The organism is Shewanella sp. MEBiC00475 (assembly GCF_005234075.1).
GTDB lineage: Bacteria > Pseudomonadota > Gammaproteobacteria > Enterobacterales > Shewanellaceae > Shewanella > Shewanella polaris.
This window is the reverse complement of record NZ_CP039928.1, coordinates 345541-364607: the sequence shown is the minus strand read 5'-3', so window position 1 is coordinate 364607 and position 19067 is coordinate 345541. Positions and strand designations below refer to the sequence as shown.

16 protein-coding genes are annotated in these 19067 nt (G+C 39.8%); 9 read left to right on the top strand and 7 right to left on the bottom strand.

Annotated features, from left to right (window positions below; genetic code table 11):
- Positions 1-64 precede the first annotated feature (64 nt).
- The 3 genes from sbcD to FCN25_RS01585 all read left to right on the top strand — a co-directional run bounded on the left by sbcD (position 65) and on the right by FCN25_RS01585 (position 6733).
- Positions 65-1444, top strand: a complete 1380-nt coding sequence (gene sbcD / locus FCN25_RS01595) for an exonuclease subunit SbcD (RefSeq protein WP_137221363.1) — start codon at positions 65-67, stop codon at positions 1442-1444.
- Positions 1441-5139, top strand: coding sequence for an AAA family ATPase (locus tag FCN25_RS01590; protein ID WP_137221360.1), 3699 nt, complete (start codon positions 1441-1443; stop codon positions 5137-5139). The genes sbcD and FCN25_RS01590 overlap by 4 nt, the downstream gene beginning before the upstream one ends.
- Before the next feature lie 319 nt (positions 5140-5458).
- On the top strand, positions 5459-6733 hold the full coding sequence (locus tag FCN25_RS01585; RefSeq protein WP_137227299.1) for a peptidoglycan DD-metalloendopeptidase family protein: 1275 nt from the start codon (positions 5459-5461) through the stop codon (positions 6731-6733).
- Positions 6734-6874: 141 nt separating this feature from the next.
- On the opposite strand, the gene FCN25_RS01580 is transcribed toward FCN25_RS01585, so the two are convergent.
- The gene (locus FCN25_RS01580; protein ID WP_137221358.1) at positions 6875-8146 is read right to left on the bottom strand and encodes an MFS transporter; all 1272 of its coding nucleotides are present in this window, start codon (positions 8144-8146) and stop codon (positions 6875-6877) included.
- Positions 8147-8612: 466 nt separating this feature from the next.
- On the opposite strand from FCN25_RS01580, the gene FCN25_RS01575 reads away from it, so the two are divergent.
- The 3 genes from FCN25_RS01575 to FCN25_RS01565 all read left to right on the top strand — a co-directional run bounded on the left by FCN25_RS01575 (position 8613) and on the right by FCN25_RS01565 (position 11926).
- Positions 8613-9407: a hypothetical protein gene (locus FCN25_RS01575; RefSeq protein ID WP_137221356.1), complete on the top strand. Its 795-nt coding sequence runs from the start codon at positions 8613-8615 to the stop codon at positions 9405-9407.
- A 1025-nt stretch (positions 9408-10432) separates the two neighbouring features.
- Positions 10433-11374 (top strand): C-GCAxxG-C-C family (seleno)protein, encoded by a 942-nt coding sequence (locus FCN25_RS01570; protein ID WP_254693708.1) that lies wholly within the window; start codon positions 10433-10435, stop codon positions 11372-11374.
- Between the two features lie 12 nt (positions 11375-11386).
- Positions 11387-11926, top strand: coding sequence for a hypothetical protein (locus FCN25_RS01565; protein ID WP_137221354.1), 540 nt, complete (start codon positions 11387-11389; stop codon positions 11924-11926).
- A 584-nt stretch (positions 11927-12510) separates the two neighbouring features.
- Here the strand turns inward: FCN25_RS01565 and FCN25_RS21290 are convergent.
- From FCN25_RS21290 to yedF, 3 genes are all read right to left on the bottom strand, one after another.
- Positions 12511-12666 carry a putative Se/S carrier-like protein gene (locus FCN25_RS21290; RefSeq protein ID WP_368074084.1) on the bottom strand — a complete coding sequence of 52 codons (156 nt, stop codon included), beginning with the start codon at positions 12664-12666 and terminating at the stop codon, positions 12511-12513.
- 64 nt (positions 12667-12730) lie between these two features.
- Entirely contained in the window at positions 12731-13849 is a 1119-nt protein-coding gene (locus tag FCN25_RS01555) for an aminotransferase class V-fold PLP-dependent enzyme (protein ID WP_137221350.1), read from the bottom strand.
- On the bottom strand, positions 13849-14208 hold the full coding sequence (yedF, locus tag FCN25_RS01550) for a sulfurtransferase-like selenium metabolism protein YedF (RefSeq protein ID WP_137221348.1): 360 nt from the start codon (positions 14206-14208) through the stop codon (positions 13849-13851). The genes FCN25_RS01555 and yedF overlap by 1 nt, the downstream gene beginning before the upstream one ends.
- A 194-nt stretch (positions 14209-14402) precedes the next feature.
- Here yedF and FCN25_RS01545 point away from each other — a divergent pair, with 194 nt between their 5' ends.
- Together FCN25_RS01545 and FCN25_RS01540 are read left to right on the top strand one after the other, a co-directional pair.
- Positions 14403-14780, top strand: a complete 378-nt coding sequence (locus tag FCN25_RS01545) for a GNAT family N-acetyltransferase (protein WP_137221347.1) — start codon at positions 14403-14405, stop codon at positions 14778-14780.
- Between the two features lie 38 nt (positions 14781-14818).
- Positions 14819-15196: a VOC family protein gene (locus FCN25_RS01540; RefSeq protein WP_137221345.1), complete on the top strand. Its 378-nt coding sequence runs from the start codon at positions 14819-14821 to the stop codon at positions 15194-15196.
- Position 15197: 1 nt separating this feature from the next.
- Here the strand turns inward: FCN25_RS01540 and FCN25_RS01535 are convergent, their stop codons facing one another.
- From FCN25_RS01535 to FCN25_RS01525, 3 genes are all read right to left on the bottom strand, one after another.
- The gene (locus FCN25_RS01535; protein WP_137227297.1) at positions 15198-15800 is read right to left on the bottom strand and encodes a YgjP-like metallopeptidase domain-containing protein; all 603 of its coding nucleotides are present in this window, start codon (positions 15798-15800) and stop codon (positions 15198-15200) included.
- Between the two features lie 118 nt (positions 15801-15918).
- Positions 15919-16356, bottom strand: a complete 438-nt coding sequence (locus FCN25_RS01530) for a DUF3010 family protein (protein ID WP_137227296.1) — start codon at positions 16354-16356, stop codon at positions 15919-15921.
- 120 nt (positions 16357-16476) lie between these two features.
- The gene (locus FCN25_RS01525; RefSeq protein ID WP_137221336.1) at positions 16477-17832 is read right to left on the bottom strand and encodes a DEAD/DEAH box helicase; all 1356 of its coding nucleotides are present in this window, start codon (positions 17830-17832) and stop codon (positions 16477-16479) included.
- A 186-nt stretch (positions 17833-18018) separates the two neighbouring features.
- On the opposite strand from FCN25_RS01525, the gene rssA reads away from it, so the two are divergent.
- Positions 18019-18963 carry a patatin-like phospholipase RssA gene (rssA, locus tag FCN25_RS01520; RefSeq protein ID WP_137221334.1) on the top strand — a complete coding sequence of 315 codons (945 nt, stop codon included), beginning with the start codon at positions 18019-18021 and terminating at the stop codon, positions 18961-18963.
- Positions 18964-19067: the final 104 nt, after the last annotated feature.

The following is a 19067-nucleotide window of genomic DNA, read 5'->3' as shown; positions in this document are numbered from 1 at the left end:
TGATAATTTAATTTTAGAAACACCATTATTATGTTTTTTGATTTTTCTCATTCAAAGGGATGTTATGCGCATTATTCACACATCAGATTGGCATCTTGGCCAATATTTTTATGGTAAAAGCCGCGCAGCTGAGCACCAAGCTTTTATGGCATGGTTACTTGAGCAAATAATGCTCCATCAAGTTGATGCCCTTATTGTCGCGGGTGATATTTTCGATACGGGTACGCCACCAAGTTACGCCCGTGCGTTATATAATCAATTTATTGTTCAAATTCAACAAACTGGCTGCCAACTCATCATATTAGGTGGGAATCATGATTCGGTATCGACGCTAAACGAATCGAGGCACTTATTAGCCTGTCTTAATACCACTGTTATTCCAGGTGCATTTGATAACGTTAATGAGCATGTCATGCCGTTACTCAATCGCCAGGGTGAGGTTGGGGCGATATTGTGTGGTTTACCTTTTCTTCGTCCTCGCGATGTCGTCCTTAGTGAGTCGGGCGAGTCGTCCGTTGATAAACAGCGCAAACTTGGTGATGCCATTCGCGAATTATATCAGCGCTGTTTTGAGCAAGCTGAGCAACTTAATAGAACATATACAATGCCAGTACCCATTATAGCAACAGGTCATTTAACCACAGTGGGTGCCAGTACATCAGAGTCAGTACGTGATATTTACATTGGCAGTTTAGATGCTTTTAATGCAGCCCATTTCCCTGCGGCAAATTACATAGCCCTTGGGCATATTCATCGGCCACAAGTAGTGGCAAAATCTGAACATATCCGTTACAGCGGCTCGCCAATTGCGCTTAGCTTTGATGAGTTGTCAACTCATAACGAAGCTAATAAATCAGTGTTCTTAGTTGAGTTTACTGATACAAAGCTTAGCCAAGTGACGCCATTAATGGTGCCAATGTTTCAGCCTATGCAAGTTGTAAAAGGTGACCTAGACAGTATCGAGCAACAATTGAAGGCATTTGCTCCACAAACAGAAACGACCTCAATGACCTGGTTAAGCATTGAGGTGTCTCAACAAGATTATTTATCTGATTTGCAATCGCGCATTGCCGATATGACCCAAGATAAAGCGGTTGAAGTATTGCAATTAAAACGAGCCCGCAGTCAGCGGCAACAGCACATCAAACAGCTCGATAATGAAACCTTATCTGAACTCAGCGTCAATGATGTATTTGCTCGTCGTTTAGCCCAAGAGCAATTTGATACCGAGGCACAACAAGCGCAGTTAACTCGCATTAAACAATGCTTTAGCCAAGTAGTTTCCGATGTTGAGGCTGAGCGACACACCCAAAAAACTGCCGCTAGCCATGTGCTGCAAGAAACCATGACCAATAACACCGACGAGGAAGAGCTCATCGCAATGAGTACTGAAACCAGCACTGAAGTAATAACAGACGATATGGCGGAGGGTGAGCAATCATGAAAATATTAAGCCTTCGTTTTAAAAACATTAACTCGCTTAAAAATGAATGGAAAATTGATTTTACTCAATCTCCTTTTGCCGAAAATGGTTTATTTGCTATAACTGGCCCAACAGGATCTGGCAAAACAACCATTCTGGATGCGATTTGTTTAGCGCTTTATCACCGCACCCCGCGGTTAAGTAATATCTCTAAAACCACCAATGAATTAATGACCCGTGGCACCGCAGAATGTTTAGCCGAAGTTGAATTTGAAGTTAAAGGTGTTGCCTATCGCGCATTTTGGAGTCAGCGCCGCTCGCGTGATAAAGCCGACGGTAATTTACAAGATGCGCAAGTAGAGTTAGCCCTGCTCAGTGATGGCAAAATTCTTGCTAGCCAAATCAAACGTAAAACAGAATTAATTGAACAAATCACTGGGCTCGATTTTGCCCGTTTCACCAAGTCGATGATGTTGTCCCAAGGACAATTTGCGGCCTTTTTAAATGCCGATGCCAATGATAGAGCAGAATTATTAGAAGAGCTCACAGGCACTGAAATTTATGGGTTAATTTCAGCGAAAGTACACCAAAACTTTAGTGATGCTAAAACCAATTTGAAGGTGTTAGAGGCAAAGCTTGGTAGCGTTGAATTACTCGATCAACAACAACTAGTGGCACAACAACAACAGATTGAACAACTTAATCAAGCAATAGTGCACCAACAGCAACAATTGTCTGAGTTAAGCCAATTTATTGCGTGGGCAGACAATAGCCAACAAGCCCAACAGTTGTTAACTAAAGCTAATGATGAACAGCAACAGGCGTTATCTCGTCAGCAGCAACACCGTGATGCATTAATTCAACTTGAACACAGTGAACCCGCACAGCAAATATTGCCTTTATTTGAACAACAACAAAAAGTGCAGCAAAAAGTTCAAATATTAACAACGCAAATTGATCAGTTAAGTCAACAAACCGGCCAAGCTGAAGTCGAGTTGCAAAGCCATAAACACAAGCAAAGCCAAAGTCAGCTAAAGGTTGAACAAGTCAGCCAAGCTCATAAAACCCTGCTGAGTTTAATTGACCAACAAGTGCAGCCATTAGATCAACAAATAAACCAGTTGAATTATCAGTTGTCTCAAGTCAAATTAACCCAGCAGCAAACCGAACAGCAGCAACAAAAGGCTGCAGAAAAACAGCAACAGTTATTGACCCAGCAACAGAGCCTGACATTGGCTAAACAACAGATCCAGCAGCAGCTAGAAAGTTTACCACAAGGTCAAGAAGTGGCTAAAAAGTTTGCCGCTTGGCAAACCCAATACAATCAGGCAATTCAATTAAATCAGCAGCTCAGCCAAACCCATAGTCAAATCGCACTTCAGCAAGACAGCATTAAGCAAACTCAAAGCAGATTAACAGATGTTGTTCCTCAGATAACTCAAGGACAAGTGGCACTGACTCAAGCGACAGTGAAGTTATCCGATAGCCAACAAGTATTAAGGGGGTTATTGGCGGGTCAAGAAGAGTCGCAACTGAATAGTGATTATCAACAGTTGCTTGACCAACAAGCTGGGCGTTATCAATTAAGTCAATTGTTTAGCCAGTTTGCACGCCAACAACAGCAAAGCCAACAGTTAACCACTGAGTCGGCGCAATTTGAGATTGAATTGCAGGCACTGGCAGAGTCACTTAGCGTAGTGAGAACCCAATGGAGTGAGAAAAATCAGCAGGTTAAAGATGTACAAACGATTCTGCAACAAGAGCAACACATTGCCAATTTAACCTTAGAACGCGCCAAACTCAAAGCCGGTGAACCTTGTGCCTTGTGTGGCTCCACCGAGCATCCATTAGTTGAGCGTTATGAAGCGCTGAATGTGTCTGCTACCGAACAACGAGCACTGCAGTTACAAGCCGAACTTGATGTGATTAAACTGCAAGGTGAGCAGCTTAAAAATCAGCAAACGGCATTGCAAGTTAACTATGACAACTCGCTTAAGCAACTAAGCCAAGTTCAAATCGATTTGCATGACACACAACAACAATGGCAGCAGCTGACGCAGTCGTTGTCTGTCACCCTGATATTGAACTTAGCGCAACAAGATGCCTTAAACACATTTATGACTCAGGCAGAAACAAAACAGCAACAATTAGCCACGACCATAAGCCAGCTAAACCAATGTCAAAAAAACGTGCATCAGCATCAACAGTCTTTTGCGCAAGCTGAGCATGCTCTCGCCAAACACGTAAATCAACAAGGTTTGTTGCAGCAACAGCTTGATAATTTGCAACAAGGATTACTCAATTATCAACAACAAATTGATACCGTTAGTGGGCAGCAAACTCAATTAATCACCGCACTTGAAACACAAATTACTGCCACCGGACTAACGCCACCATCAATTGAGCAAGCCATAGTGTGGCTAAATGAATTACAGCAACAACTTGTACAGTGGAGTCAGGCCCAGCAGGAAGCTACCGATAATCAACAGCAATTGAGTATTACAGCCGAAAAATTGGCGACAAACCAGTTACAAGTTGATGCGTTTACTACTCAACTAACTTCGGTTAGCGAGCAAGTTGATAAAGCCAAGACGCAGCTCAAAGCTGTGCAGCAACAACGCCAAGCATTGTTTGCCGATAAAGTGATTGAAGATGAAAAACAGCTCAGCCAAGATCACTTGGAACAGGCTCAACAAGCTTTTGACGTAATTCAACAGCAGTTACAAGCGGCAGACAAACAACTGGCCAGTTTGCAAGTACAACAACAATCGTTGATGACGCAAGCGAGTGAAGCCAGTCAAGAATTACAGCAATTGCAAAGTCAGTGGCAAACAGCGTTGCAAGCCAGTCCATTTGCCGATCAACAAGCGTTTGAGCAAGCACTATTAACACCACAAGAAAGACAGGCATTGCAGCAACTTAAACGGCAACTTGATAACGACATTGTTAAAGCTAACACCATAGCGGAGCAAGCCTTAATGCGACAAACCGAGCTTATGCAGCTTGGGGAGCAACAAGGATACAATGCTGCTCAACATGCTGAGATTGCGCAGCAACATCAAACTATAGAAACAAAACTCCAACAAGACAAGCAAACTGTTTGGCGTTTAAGTCTTGAATTAGAACAAGATGCCAGTAAACGAGTCGGGCAGCAGCAATTGTTAGTCGAACAGGCGCAAATGCAGCAAGATTACGATGACTTAGCTTATTTACATTCGTTAATTGGTTCACAAAAAGGTGATAAGTTCCGTAAATTTGCCCAAGGCCTCACTTTAGATCATTTAGTGGCATTGGCGAACAGGCAACTTGAACGTTTACAGGGGCGCTATTTATTGGAGCGCAAAGAGTCAGATGCATTAGAATTACAAGTGCTTGATACTTGGCAAGGTGATGCAGTGAGAGACACTCGAACCTTGTCTGGTGGAGAAAGCTTTCTTGTTAGTTTAGCGCTTGCCTTGGCGTTATCAGACCTTGTTAGTCATAAAACGAGTATTGACTCACTGTTTTTAGATGAAGGCTTTGGTACTTTAGACAGCCAAACGCTAGATACCGCTTTAGATGCATTAGATAACTTAAATGCATCAGGTAAAATGATCGGTGTAATTAGCCATGTTGAAGCCATGAAAGAGCGAATCAACGTGCAAGTGAAAGTGAATAAAATGAATGGTCTGGGCATTAGCAAATTACAAAATGAATTTGCTGTCAACGGAAGTTGATTTACCGCTAACTCCCGTGATTACTGCAATCGAGTTCAAATTAATTATGAAATAAATGATATTTTATATTTGTATTCTGATTATTTTTTGATATAAAAGAGCGTTGATATGCAATTTGACTGCAAAAGTCGGTGTTTTAAGCTTTTTAGCCAGACGTAAAAAGTCAAATATTGGGCCATATGGATGATAAAAAGCCATGAAGGCATAGCGTTAACTGACTTTATCCTCAATATCGCAATAACAATTTGCAGTAAAAGAAAAACAATAAATATAAGCGTCATCTTTTAGGGTGGATTAGACATTGCTAATAAGTAAGATTATGGGCTTCCAAAGGCCAGATGTAAGTTCGTTGAACTTGCCAAACTTGCACAAGAAAATATTGCTAGCAAGTGTGTTTGTTGTCGGGGCAGCATTATTATGGCCAACACAACAAGAGTTTTCATCACAACGTATTCCCGTGGCAATCGATATCGATTCTTTATTGCCACATATTACCCAACAAGATCAATTACCTGTAATTGTTTATCAAGCTAAACCGATTTTAAATCACGTGATCGAAAGCGGAGATACCTTAAGTAAAATCTTCGAATTAGCGGGAATAGACCAACGGACTATGTATAAAGTACTTGAAGCCGATTTGGAGGTTCTGGCTTTAGATACATTATTGCCGGGCAACCGTATCCAATTTTGGGGCAATGCTAACGGTGAGTTGGAAAAGTTAGAACTGTATTTTAATCCTGCACATCAAGTGGTTTTTACCCGTTTTCAAGATGGTAGCTATGAAGTAAAAGACATTAATATTGATGGTGTTTGGCAAAATCGCATTGTCGGAGGCGAAATCAACGGTTCTTTTTATGTCTCGGCTAAAAATGCTGGCTTAAGCGCCGCTGAAATTCAAAAAGTTGAATCAGTATTAAAGACTAAATTAAACTTTTCTCGTGAGTTACGCGCTGGTGATACTTTCTCTGTATTAGTCAATGATCAGTTTGTTGAAGGAGAACCATCAGGGATCACTTCAATAGAAGGTATTCGTATTAATACTGGTCGTCGCGACATTACTGCATTTCAAAATACCGATGGCAACTATTACGACATGAATGGCCAGAGTTTAACTCCTGCCTTCCAACGTATTCCCTTAAAAAGACAGTATCGTTTAAGCTCGCGTTTTAATCCTAATCGTAAACACCCAATCACGGGTCGTGTTCGTCCTCATAATGGTACTGACTTTGCTGTTCCAGTAGGAACTCAAGTGGTCGCGCCTGGTGATGGTGTCGTGACACTGGTGAAGAAGCATGCTTTTGCGGGTAACTATATTGTCATTGAGCATGACAATAAGGTACGTACTCGTTACCTGCATTTGTCAAAGTTTTTGGTTAAACGTGGTCAACGGGTAAAACGAGGTCAGTTGATTGGATTATCGGGTAATACTGGAGCTTCAACGGGTCCTCATTTACATTATGAGTATATTGTTAATGGCCGCCCAGTGGATGCGATGAAAGCTAACATTGCAGAAGCTAAAGTATTACCACAAAAACAACTACAAGCGTTTCAAGCATTAGTTCGAAGCCGTAGCATGATGATGGACTTAGGTTAATCAGCTTAAGCTTATTGCACATAGTGTTGTCGTAGAAACATAAAAAATGCAGCCTATATTGGCTGCATTTTTTTTGGTTATTAAATCATGGTGCTTAAATAGTGCTCAAGGCTAGCAGTAAAAATTGTCTCTTGCTATTACTTATCGTTGCTGTGCTTCCGCTTGTGGATCTATCTCAGTTCTGGGATCCATTTCGTATGCTGTTGGGCTGGCCATATCGGTGACGGCACGAAAACTTTCTTTTGTTGCCAATGTTGAGGGGGCAATATGGCTGCGGCGCCTTAATAATACTATCACGGAGAAAATCGCCAAACACGAACTAGTAAAAGCATATAAACCGTTGGCGCCCAATAATCCCATTGCAAGTGAAGCCATAGGCGCACCTATAGCCGACGATAATCCCAGAGTGATGAGCATGGCACTGCTTATTTCAACAAAATCTTCAGCGGTTGCGTTGTCATTAGCGTGGGCTAAGCATATTGCGTATAAGGTCATGCACGTCCCTCCCCAAAAAAAAGCCGATATTGCTGCTGGCCAACCGCCAAAAGTAGTGACTACGTAAGGAAGAACCACAAAGAGTAATGACACCAAGGAGCCAACTAATGCAGTAAACATCAAAACACTGCGCCTATCAAACCTATCAGATAACTTACCTAATGGTACTTGAAAACACGCTCCGCCAAGCACGGTAGCAGATAAAAATGCACCGAGTTGAATACTGTCAAAACCATTATCTTTAGCGTAAATAGGGGCTAATGCCCAAAATGCACCTGTGACAAAACCTGCAACCACGGCGCCAATCAATGCAATATGAGAGTGGCGCCATACCTTGGCCATATTCAACTTAACTTGTTTTACCACCGCTGGCGCCGATGAACGTGTCAGTGACACCGGAATGATTGCGATAGATATAAATATAGCGGCGAGACCGAATAGCATCGATTCACGATCGCTGCCTAAATTGAACAGTTGTTGGCCACACATCACCATGATTAAATTGAGTGTGGTATAAGTAGACAGTATTGATCCTCTATTACTCGCTGTTGACGTGCCGTTTAACCAGCTTTCAATGATCATGTATAAACCAGAAATCATCACCCCGATTAAGAACCTTAACAACATCCAACTATAAAACTCGGGTAATAAAGGAAATATTAAGATGACCACCGAGTAACATGTTGCCAATACCGCAAAGCTACGAATATGCCCAACTCGTTTTAGCATATAAGGTGTGGCTAAACAGCCGGAAACAAACCCTAAAAAGTAACCAGATCCGGTTAAGGCGACTTGCGTATCGCTAAAACCTGATTCACTGGCTGCGATGGGGAGCAAAGTCAGTAATAAACCATGGCCAAGAATTAAAAATGCATTAGATATGAGTAATGCTGAAAGTGGGATTAACGCGTTTAACATGTTACTCCAAAGGCTACTATGTCATATGCACAGGCATACGATGAGCCAATATTTGTAGTATTTAATTCAGGTTTTCTATGCGGACTTTAATCCTATGTGTTGCTATAGTTCCGCAACTCGACTATGACTAGCGTGCTAATGAGCGACTGTTGCTGTTAGATTAGCTTATCAGCATCATCAAGGTTGGAAGATTTATGCCAAGTATTGGGGTTATTTTTTTATTCAATATTATCAGGCAATTAGTTTGTGACTGTCACGATGAATTTAACTTAATAGCACCAACTCGGTAGGCATTTTATTTATGTTGCACTTATATTGAACAATATGTTCACACGCAGAATTAATCTTTTAAGAATGGAAATATAAACATTGGTTATTGAAATTGAAGCTTACAGCGGCGATACTAACCAATAGGATGGTTTATCAAAAACTTTTTATGAGTCGTTTTATGTACAGGGAAGTGAAAGTGAGACAATTATTAATTTTATGGGTATTTTTTATATTCACTGGACCAGCTTTAGCGGGAGATAACTATAAACCACAATCAAATATTTCGTTGTTAAGGTCATTAGATGCTGGATATATGATTATTGGTACAACGCATACAAACGAGGTTAATGATCTTCAATTAGTTGATATCGAAAACTTATTTTACGAACTGAATCCCTCGTTAATCCTGCTAGAAGGCGGCTTTTGGCCAGATAGAACGAGTCAATCGGCCGCTGTTGAATGCTGTGGTGAAATGGGGTTTATACAGTTTTTAGCGAAAAAAAATAATGTCAAAGTATCAACTTGGGAAGGTGATAGTCTAAGTGAAGCTCAGTTTATCTTGGATAAATTCGATAGTGAAAGTGTGAAGATTTTTTATCTGCTAAGACAGGCTCCTCAATTATTTAACCATGCTAATCTTGCTGAGGCGACGGAGAAAATGAAGTCATTATTGGGAGAGTCTGGTTTTCCTGCTCAAGAGTATCAAATCCTTTCGAAGCCACATTCAATTGAACAGCTAAACAGTATGTTATCGGCAATGGTTGGTAAAACGATTTCATGGAATGAGTTTACTACGGCTGATATTTTCGATGCTCAACTTAACACTGTCGAGTTCTCTAAGTTCCAAGCAATTAAAGACCGTGTAAATGAGTTTAGAGATCTTAACGCTGTGACAAAGCTTAAAACGGCACTTGCGAATAAAGAGAGAGTGATTTTCATTGGTGGACAACTGCATTTTGTTCCTGTGATGAATGCAATGATAAAGAGATAAACTAAGTGGGCTGTAAACTTAAAAATTAACCATTCTAGTATCTTACGCCAATCTCGGCTTTAAATAATTGAGTTAGCCTATGTTGTGAAGGGTGGGGTATGGCCATATATGATTTAGTTTTTATGTATTAAAGTATAGGTGGCTTAACTTTTCATCCAGTTGATGCGATGAAAGTCAAAATTGCAGAAGCTAAAGTATGACCACAAAAATAACTACAAGCGTTTCAAGCATTAGTTTGGAGCCGTAGCATGATGATTGACTTAGGTTAGTTCATTTTAGTACGCATAGTTTAATTATGATGAATATATAAAAATGGAGCCTGTGGGTTGCATTTTTTTGTTTTGCTATTAGTGGTTTTTAATGCCTTGGATTACATATCATACAAAAGGTCTTCAAAACCAACCTGCTAATTTTTTAATATTTTAATAATACCAATCTGATTAAATATCTGATCAGTTCAGAGCCCGTAAGGTTTTTCAATTCAAGGCAGCATTGCTGCAGAAATGGTTGTCCCTTTTAAATCGATGCAACACAGAAGTGGAACACTTAAAATTCTCCATTCTGGCTATTTTCAAAGTACAGCATGTTTTGTTAGATGCTTTGACCTCTTGAATACGCTTTAACCATGAGTCTTACCTACAGCACTTTTCATGTCAGCTGAGATAGGGATTAGTTGTCCAGTTAATATTTTTAGCGACTAATGTAATATTGTAGTTGTACTGTAAATTCGTTGATTTACGTACGTACAGCCTTGTTTCATGTTCAACACTAAATATTGCCTCTAATTCACACATACTTAATATTGAATTAACTTAATGCCCTCCTAATTTACTCAGAAATTAATCAGTTGTTGTTAATTTTTAACAATATTAATGATTTGTTTAAAATGTATTTACGATCACGTTTTTTACTTCTCATCAAGTTTAACATCTCTAGCGAACAAGCTAAGCCATTGATAAATAATAATTTAAATATATCAAATTGTAATTTCTAAAATGTAGGAATTACAAAATTAAAATGGAGAAATGATGATGAATGTAAATAGACGTGCAGCGATGGGGAAAATCGTAGGTTTTGCAGGTATGGCTGCTGGGGTAGCTGTAATGTCTCCGGCTGTTTTTGCCGCTGATGAATGTCCAATTGATGATGCTATTGGTGTCGGCAGTGATGGTTCAGATTTGGGAACCAATTTACTAACATACGTTGAGCTAGATCCTTTTGCCGTAGCAAAGCGTGCTTATGAGGGCTATGGACGCGGTGGTTGTATGTATGGTGTATTCGATGCCATCGTAAAAGAACTTGCCATTCAAGGGAATGAAGATGCCTGTAATTTTGCCGCAATTCCAACAAATATAACTGTCTATGGTGGTGGTGGTGTTAAGGGCTGGGGCTCTATCTGTGGTTGCCTCAATGCGACAGCAATGATCGTTAATATTCTTGATGTAGAACAGTCTGCAGTTATCGGTGCTATGTATCGTTACTATGAAAAGACCTCCATGCCACGTGGCGATGATAATTTCCTTGCTAAAATCGGTGCACCTACTCGTACGGATAATGCCGGTGCATTGTTAACTGCTGATAAAATCGGTGAATCGATAGCTAACTCTATTTTATGTCACACCTCGGTTTCCCATTGGTCTACTGCAAGTCAGTATGGCTCCCACCATGCTGCTAAAGCGGAACGTTGTGCTCAGATAACTGCAGAAGTGGCCTTTAAGACAGTTGAATTTTTAAATATGTCACTAGCAGGGACGCTAACAGCAGAAGATAGCACCCTTGAAATGTATGCTGAAGGAAATGATAGCTGTAATTCATGTCATGCCGGCAATGGAGCTGAACCTGACACTTATCTAACTCCTGGTGTGAATTCCAATATGGAATGTCAAACTTGTCATGCGCCACATGATGAAATTGCAAAGATCCCACATCATGCCGAAGAATCGTGTGCAACATGTCATCCACAATAGGGGGAACGCCCGATGCGTAAATTACTTATTACCGCTTCTCTGGCTTTGCTATTATCTGCCTGTGGTTCAGATGATAATACAGTAGACCCAGTTGTTGTCGATCCAGTCGTTGTAGACCCAGTCGATCCAGTAGACCCTGTCGATCCAGTTGATCCCGTTATAGCAAGCGTGACTCTGGATCAGGCGAACAGCGTTAACCTCGGTGTAAGCTCGGTTGATGCAGGTAGTTATACTATCTCATTTACCTTAACCGATGATGATAAACTGGCTATTACCGATGCCAGCAGCTTTGAGGTGATGTATCTTGTGATGCCAAAAGTAAATACAGCATCATTCAGCATGCCTTACCATACTTCGACTAAGTTTAGTTGTGATGTGGATGAATCGGATTGCACTGGCACTTTGGTTGAAGTGGATACTGGTTCATATACTTTCACGCCTAGTGATAAACCTGTTTTTGATAAGGACACTCAAACCTTAAAGGTATCTTTAACGGTTTTCGGTGCTCTAGCTCAAACTAAGCCTGAAATTATTGTTCCTGAAATGGGATAAATAAATTTAGTAACCGATTTTAAAACCGGAAACTTTAGTGTGTGCAACGAATTTGCATTATGATTATTTACTCTATGATTAGGGGCTTAGATTAGTCTATGGAGATTAACGCGCTAAGGTTAATGATTAATATCATTATTGTAATGGGAACAGAGAGTGCAGCCTAAGGACTGCACTTTTGATTATTGTACGGTTACAAAAAATTAATTTCGCATAGTTCTAGGTTACACTGACCTACTTCGCTTTGAACGTGTTTTATATATCCAACTAAATATTAAGTTAACTTGCTGTTTATATAATTAAGTTTGTGAATAGCTTTTTAGCAAAATAGAGAAAACCTAAAACCTAGTTACAGATAACATGACCAAAGTAAACATTGCCACCAAGTTAAACAAAGAGTTAAACAAAACCACATACAATATTTGTTAGAGCGTGTTAAATAGCATAAAAACTACAATTAACAAACGTTATAGTTTGTATTTATTAAATGACTTTTTATCATCGTTTTAAATGGGGGTCTTTAAATATTCTGTTTATGTATGTTGATTGGTGATTATTTCAATCAACAAGTAATTAAGCGATTACTACTTGCTATAGCCAGAGCATTTTTTAAAGGCGATATTTAATTCTTCTAGGGTAGTATCGATATCAACTTCATTGCTTTTTTTAGTCTCAATACACATACCACATTGTGAACTAATACTTCTAGGAACGGGTATGATTAAGCATTTAAGGTTCATTTGACGAATAGCTTTGTGAGCTAAAATGACCGCCCTTGTATTATTGAAGAGGTATAAAATATTATTATCCATGGTTAACACATCTTTTTATAGCGTTGTACAAATAGTCTATATCTTCATCACTATGGTACGGTGACAGCGCAATACGTATCAATCCTTCTGGAGAACTAGTTAAATATGAGTGAGCAACCGGAGCACAGTGTAGACCGACTCTAGTTTGGATCCCAAAATCTTTGTATAACTTAAACGCTAATTCAGAAACACTGTGATCCTTGGATTTAAACGAAAACAATTCACCTTGGTTATTTCTATCCGTAGAGACATAAAGTTTTATGATATCAATAGTGGCTAGTTTGTTTAACAGTGTATAAAAAGCATCTTGAGAATGGAGTGATTGTGGCCTATTTTTGAGTGCGGCATGTAAGCCATAAATACCCGCAATGTTGGGTGTTCCTGCTTCAAATAAGTCTGGATAATCCTCTGGCATACTTAAAAATTCCGAATGACTTCCCGTTCCACCATGTAATAAAGGCTCAATGGTATATTTCGGTGATGTATAAAGCGCTCCGGTGCCTGTTGGACCTAGCAGAGATTTATGACCCGTAATCGCTAAAAAGTCGATATCCCAATCTTTAACATCTATAGGAATATGCCCAGCAGATTGTGCAGCATCTAACAGAATGGGAACATCTTCGAGAATATTTTTTAAGGCTTTAATCGGCTGTATAACACCATTTACATTACTCATATGGGAAATGATGACGAGATCACACTTATTAATATTCACTTTATCAATATCGATAGTGCCATCTTTTCTTGCTGGTAGAAATTCAATCTCTATTGCCATTTTTTCTTTTAAATAATGTAAAGGCCTCATGACAGCATTATGTTCTAAAGGTGATACCAATACGCGTTTATGTTTATAGTTAAAATTCTTAATCACTGAATTTAAAGCAAATGTTGCATTTGGGGTAAAAGACAATCTTTCTGGGTTAGGGATTGATAGCGTACCAGCCAGTAAATCTCTGCACTCTTCTACTTCAGATGACACCTTAAAAGCTTTTTCATAGAAAGATCGACCATAGGGCGCCCCATCGACATCTAAATATTGAGCTATAGCTTGAGACACTTGTGGCGGTTTTGGAAAAGAGGTTGCACCGTTATCAAAATATAAATTCATCATTAAGGATTAATAATTTTATCTGAACGGTTTAAGGTTTCTACAATGGTATACATGTTAGAAATTGTGCCAGCACCAATCTTATCTTTTATATTATAAAAATCAGCACATGTTCCACATAACAAAATATTAACCCCTTTAGCTTCTAAGGCGTTAAGAGACTCTAAAACTGCAGAATCGTTGGTGCATAATAGAACACCAGAGTTATATAAGATAATGGTGGAAGGTAATGGGTCTAATTGAATAAGAGAGTTAATAAATGACTGCATTAGAATATCACCTAAGTCGTCATCACCAACGCCCATTTTACTTGAGCTGATGTTAATAACACTTCTTACTAATTTATCTTTATTCTGTTTCATTTTGACTCCAATTGTCTAATGAGTTTGGAACATTATATATTTTTATTTGATTATCATATATGTCTATTGTCACAAGTACGACACAGACAATACAATTGGATTTATCCCCGCTAACTCACTTAAATGTATTAATTTACAATTGGTTATGCTTTATTTGTGAAAAGATTTTATATTGTTCAAAACGTATATAATGATTGGCTTTGCTCACTACTGGTTTACGTCAATTTAACGTTGAACATTTAGGTGATAAAACCACTGAGCCACTCACCATCGTTGCGCGTAATGATAAGGGTGAAATCATCGGAGATGTAGCAGGTCGTACCATTTATAATAACTTTCTTATCAATGTGGTTTGGGTTGATGATTTATATCGGGGTAAGGGATTAGGTCAAGAATTAATGAAAATTGCCGAAGTCGAAGCGATTAAGCACGGTTGCCTGATTACGCAACTTGATACGTTAGATTTTCAAGCACCGCAATTTCACCCAAAAGTGGGTTTTACTATCATTGGCACTGTGCCTAAATTTACAGGTAGCCCTGAGCGTTACGTTATGATGAAACAGCATTTGTGATAATTTCGTGCTCTTGTTGACGATATTGAAAGGATATTATGAACCTCAATCAAGTGACATTACCTGTGTCGAATATGAATAAGGCCGTTAGCTTTTATCAAATTTTAGGCTTTACCTTAATCGTGGATACGCCGCATTACGCTCGTTTTGAATGCCCAATGGGTGAGAGCTCTTTTTCGCTGTCATTAGAGTCTGAGCCTATGACTCATGGCGCGGTGATTTACTTTGAACATCCTAAACTTGATGAGTGGGTGAATGAATTACTAGAGAAAGACATAGTATTTAGCCAAATGCCGACAGATGAAACTTATTTGTGGCGTGAAGCGGTGTTATTCGATCCCAGCGGCAATAAGCTCAAACTGTATTGGGCGGGTGATAACCGTTTAAATCCACCTTGGCGGGTCCAAACTGTATAATTTATTTCGCGTAGGGCGACTGGCCGACTTCTTCTGCAACTAACCAAACTCGCATATCAAATTCTAACTGGTGATAATCTGCCAGCATAAAGGTGCACAGTTGATAAAATGGTTTGTTGTGATCTTTTTCGCGCAGGTGAGCCAGTTCGTGTACGACCACCATTTGCAGGAGTTCAAATGGGATGTGCTTTAAGCGAGATGAAATCCTAATTTCATTTTTAGCTTTGACTTTATTGCCTTGACGTCGATTAACATAAGAATGTAAACCTAAGGCATGATGGCTTAAGTTAATTTTGTCATCAAAAATCACTTTGGCTAATGGGTCAGATTGACGCATATAGGTGTTTTTTAATTCAATGGCCATATCGTATAAGGCTTTGTCGGTACGAATGTCGTGCATTTTTGGGTAACGGGTTAAAAAGTGGGCGCCTAATGTTTTGGTATCCACTAATTGGCTAATTTTATCTACAATATCTGGCTGATAACCACTCAAATAACGTAACGCGCTTTGTTCACTCTGCCTTTTTTTTATGTCGGCACTGGTGATTAACTGACTTATGTCGGTTTTAGGTTTTAATGTTTGGCTTGCCGACTTAATCGGCATTTTAGGAGGTGCTTTAGGAGCTTTAGCTTTAGTGTCTGACATAGATTAACTGATTTATGTTGGCATTACCGATATCTGTATGGATATCGGTAATGCCAATAAGAACATTGGCAGTAAGTTACACTTTACCGAAGATGAGTCGATTATGCTGAACATAAGCAACGTCAAAAGCATTAAGTTGGACGCGTTTTAGATCCAATGAATCAAAGTCAACTTGTGGCGGGTTACGCTTTAATTGCTCTTTGATGATCACAGGAGAAATAAGTGATACAGGAATATCACTTAATTGAATTGCTGCTTCAAGTTTAAAGCTGGTAGCACTGCCAGCAAATTTACCTTTTTGTTCACGTTCAATAATCGCAATTTCATCGACCTTATAATCGGTCATGAGTTTTTGAAACGCAAAGTTGAATTCGCGAATTGATTCAGTCGTTGCCGATTGTGAAATACTGAATGACACTTTACGACATGCTGGTACATTAAATGTTTCACCTTCATAGGTCAGTAAACAAATAATGGCTTCACCGCCTTTTAATTCAACACCACAAATTTTCATGTTAATCCTTACTGGTTTATTCATTCGAGAGTGCCATTGGCATGCTCGTTATCGTTCATTTGTTGTAAGGCAATGGATTACCCTACATTCATTATTTGGTTATCGTTGTTTGAGTGCGAGTTAATCTTCTACTGTGCTATCGTCTTCAATAATTTGAATCGGTTTGACTTTACGACGTACTGGCGCGTCGCCGACATCAACGCCAGTAATAAAGCGTTTATCACTCTTTGGTGCAGCTTTAGGTTTTTTAGGCGCACTAACTCTTTTGCTGATGACAGCAGCTTTTGCACTCGTACCCGCTTTGCTTGCTTGAGGCTTATCTTTTAGACCGCTAAATTTAGCTCTTAAGCCCTCAATAACAGTAGGCTCAAAGTTTTTACGTAAAAATAATTGCACTTTTTTAAAGCTGTCCCAATCTTTAGGGCCTACAAATGATACTGCGTCGCCTTTGGCACCTGCACGACCTGTTCGACCTATACGGTGTACATATTCTTCGGCAAACTTTGGCATATCAAAGTTAATCACTAACGATACGTTAACTAAATCGAGGCCGCGTGATGCCACATCTGTCGTCACAAGTATTTGCGATTGGCCACGAGCAAATTGGTCCATAATCTGGTTACGGGCCGATTGTTTTAAGTCGCCACTGAGTGCTGAGGTGACAAAACCTTCTGCGGCCAATAATGTTGCAATTCTGTCGGTGTCAGAGCGAGTGGCAGTAAACACAATGACTTGCTTGTGTTGTTCTTGCGTTAAAATGTGTTTTAGCAAGGCTTGTTTATGGTCTAAATGATCAACCAAAATAATTCGTTGCTCAATGTCTTTATGCTCGGTGTAAGATTCGCCTATAGACACATGATTGGGCGTTTTGAGCAAGGTTGCTGCAATGTCGCCAATGCTGTCATGATCTAATGTGGCCGAAAACATCAGTGTTTGACGACGTTTATGATCTGCGGCATCGTTAATGGCTTTTAATTGTGGTGCAAAGCCTAAATCGAGCATGCGGTCAGCTTCGTCAAGAACCAATAACTCTAAGCCGTTTAAATATAAATGACGTTGTTGTAAGTGATCTGCAATACGTCCTGGGGTGGCGACAATAAAGTGTGGGTCTCTAGACAAGGCTTTAGCTTGGTCGTTAAAGTTCTCACCGCCTAGTACACTAATGGCTTTATATTGGGTATTGGCGACTAATAAACGTAATTGGCCATAAACTTGCTGGGCTAATTCACGAGTCGGTAATAATATAAGTACCCGAGGATCTTTTTTCGACAATGCTCTGGTGGATATTACCCGTTGCATAGCAGGCAATAAAAACGCTAAGGTTTTACCCGATCCCGTTTTAGAAGATGCCATTAAGTCTTTACCTGATAAGGCAATGGGCAGTGCCTGCGCTTGAACATCGGTAGGCGTAGTTATGCCAAGGTGCTTTAAACTGTCAAGCAGGCGCTTGTCCAACGAAAAATCGGTAAATTGCAAAGGTAAATCCCCTAAAAAATGCTAGCCAAGGATTATAACGGTTTCACCTTGCTATAGCCAACAAGAGTCGCTTTAGTTATGCTATTTTTTAGCTTTACATTTTTGTCTTTGCTTGGCATCACTAGTGGTTTATTGAACCAAATAATATTGTAAAGAGTTAATATATCGAGCATGAAAGGAATTAAGATGACAAAGCTCACCGTGGGATTAGCGCTAGGCAGTGGAGCGGCGAAAGGTTGGGCCCACATTGGGGTGTTAAATGGTTTAGCAAAATTAGATATTTATCCTGATAAAATTGCTGGTTGTTCTGTTGGAGCTTTAGTCGGTGCAGCTTATTCAAATAATCATTTGGCAGAACTTGAAACTTGGGTGAGCGGCTTTTCGAGTTGGGATGTGCTCGGGTTAATGGATTTAGGGTGGCGTAAAGGCGGTTTAATCAGTGGCGAAAAAGTATTTGATGTGTTGGCTAATCGCATTGGTGATCTTAACATTGAACAACTGAAGCGTCCCTTTGCCGCAGTGGCAACAGATTTATATTCTGGTCAAGAAATTTGGTTTAAAGAAGGTGACTTACGCCATGCGGTTCGAGCCTCGTGTTCAATGCCGGGTTTTTTGCCGCCTGTTCAGCAAGGAAACCGCTGGGTAGTTGATGGTGCCGTAGTTAACCCTGTGCCAGTGTCATTAGCGCGTTCTATGGGAGTCGATATCGTTATTGCGGTGGATTTAAATGGTCATCGTCGTGGGCAAATGCACTTAATTCCAGAGCAAGTAAAAAGCCGAAAAGCCACTAAGTCTGAGCCTATCGATGAAAAGCGCGAGCTTGAATCTGGCTTTATGGATTTATGGGGTAAAGGCAAAGATTACATGAATGGCTTATCTGATAAGTTTGCTCTTGGCAGTTCAAAATCCCATCCAGGTATGTTGGCTGTTATGTCGCAATCAATGGATATTTTAGAGCAACGCCATAAACGCTCACGTTTAATGGGCGAGCCACCTGATATTTGTATTGTTCCTGATGTCGGTGATATTGGCACTATGGAGTTTCACCGTGCCAAAGAAGCCATTATTGCCGGTGAACAAGCTGTAATGGATATTCAACATTTACTTAAAGCGACATTAAATAACAAATAGCGGTCTCCAATTCTGGTAGTGCTTGCATGTCTATGCGTGGCACTGCCTCTTGGTGTACATGCTGCTTTATTAATGTATTAGGCCTGTTATACATAGAGTCTATT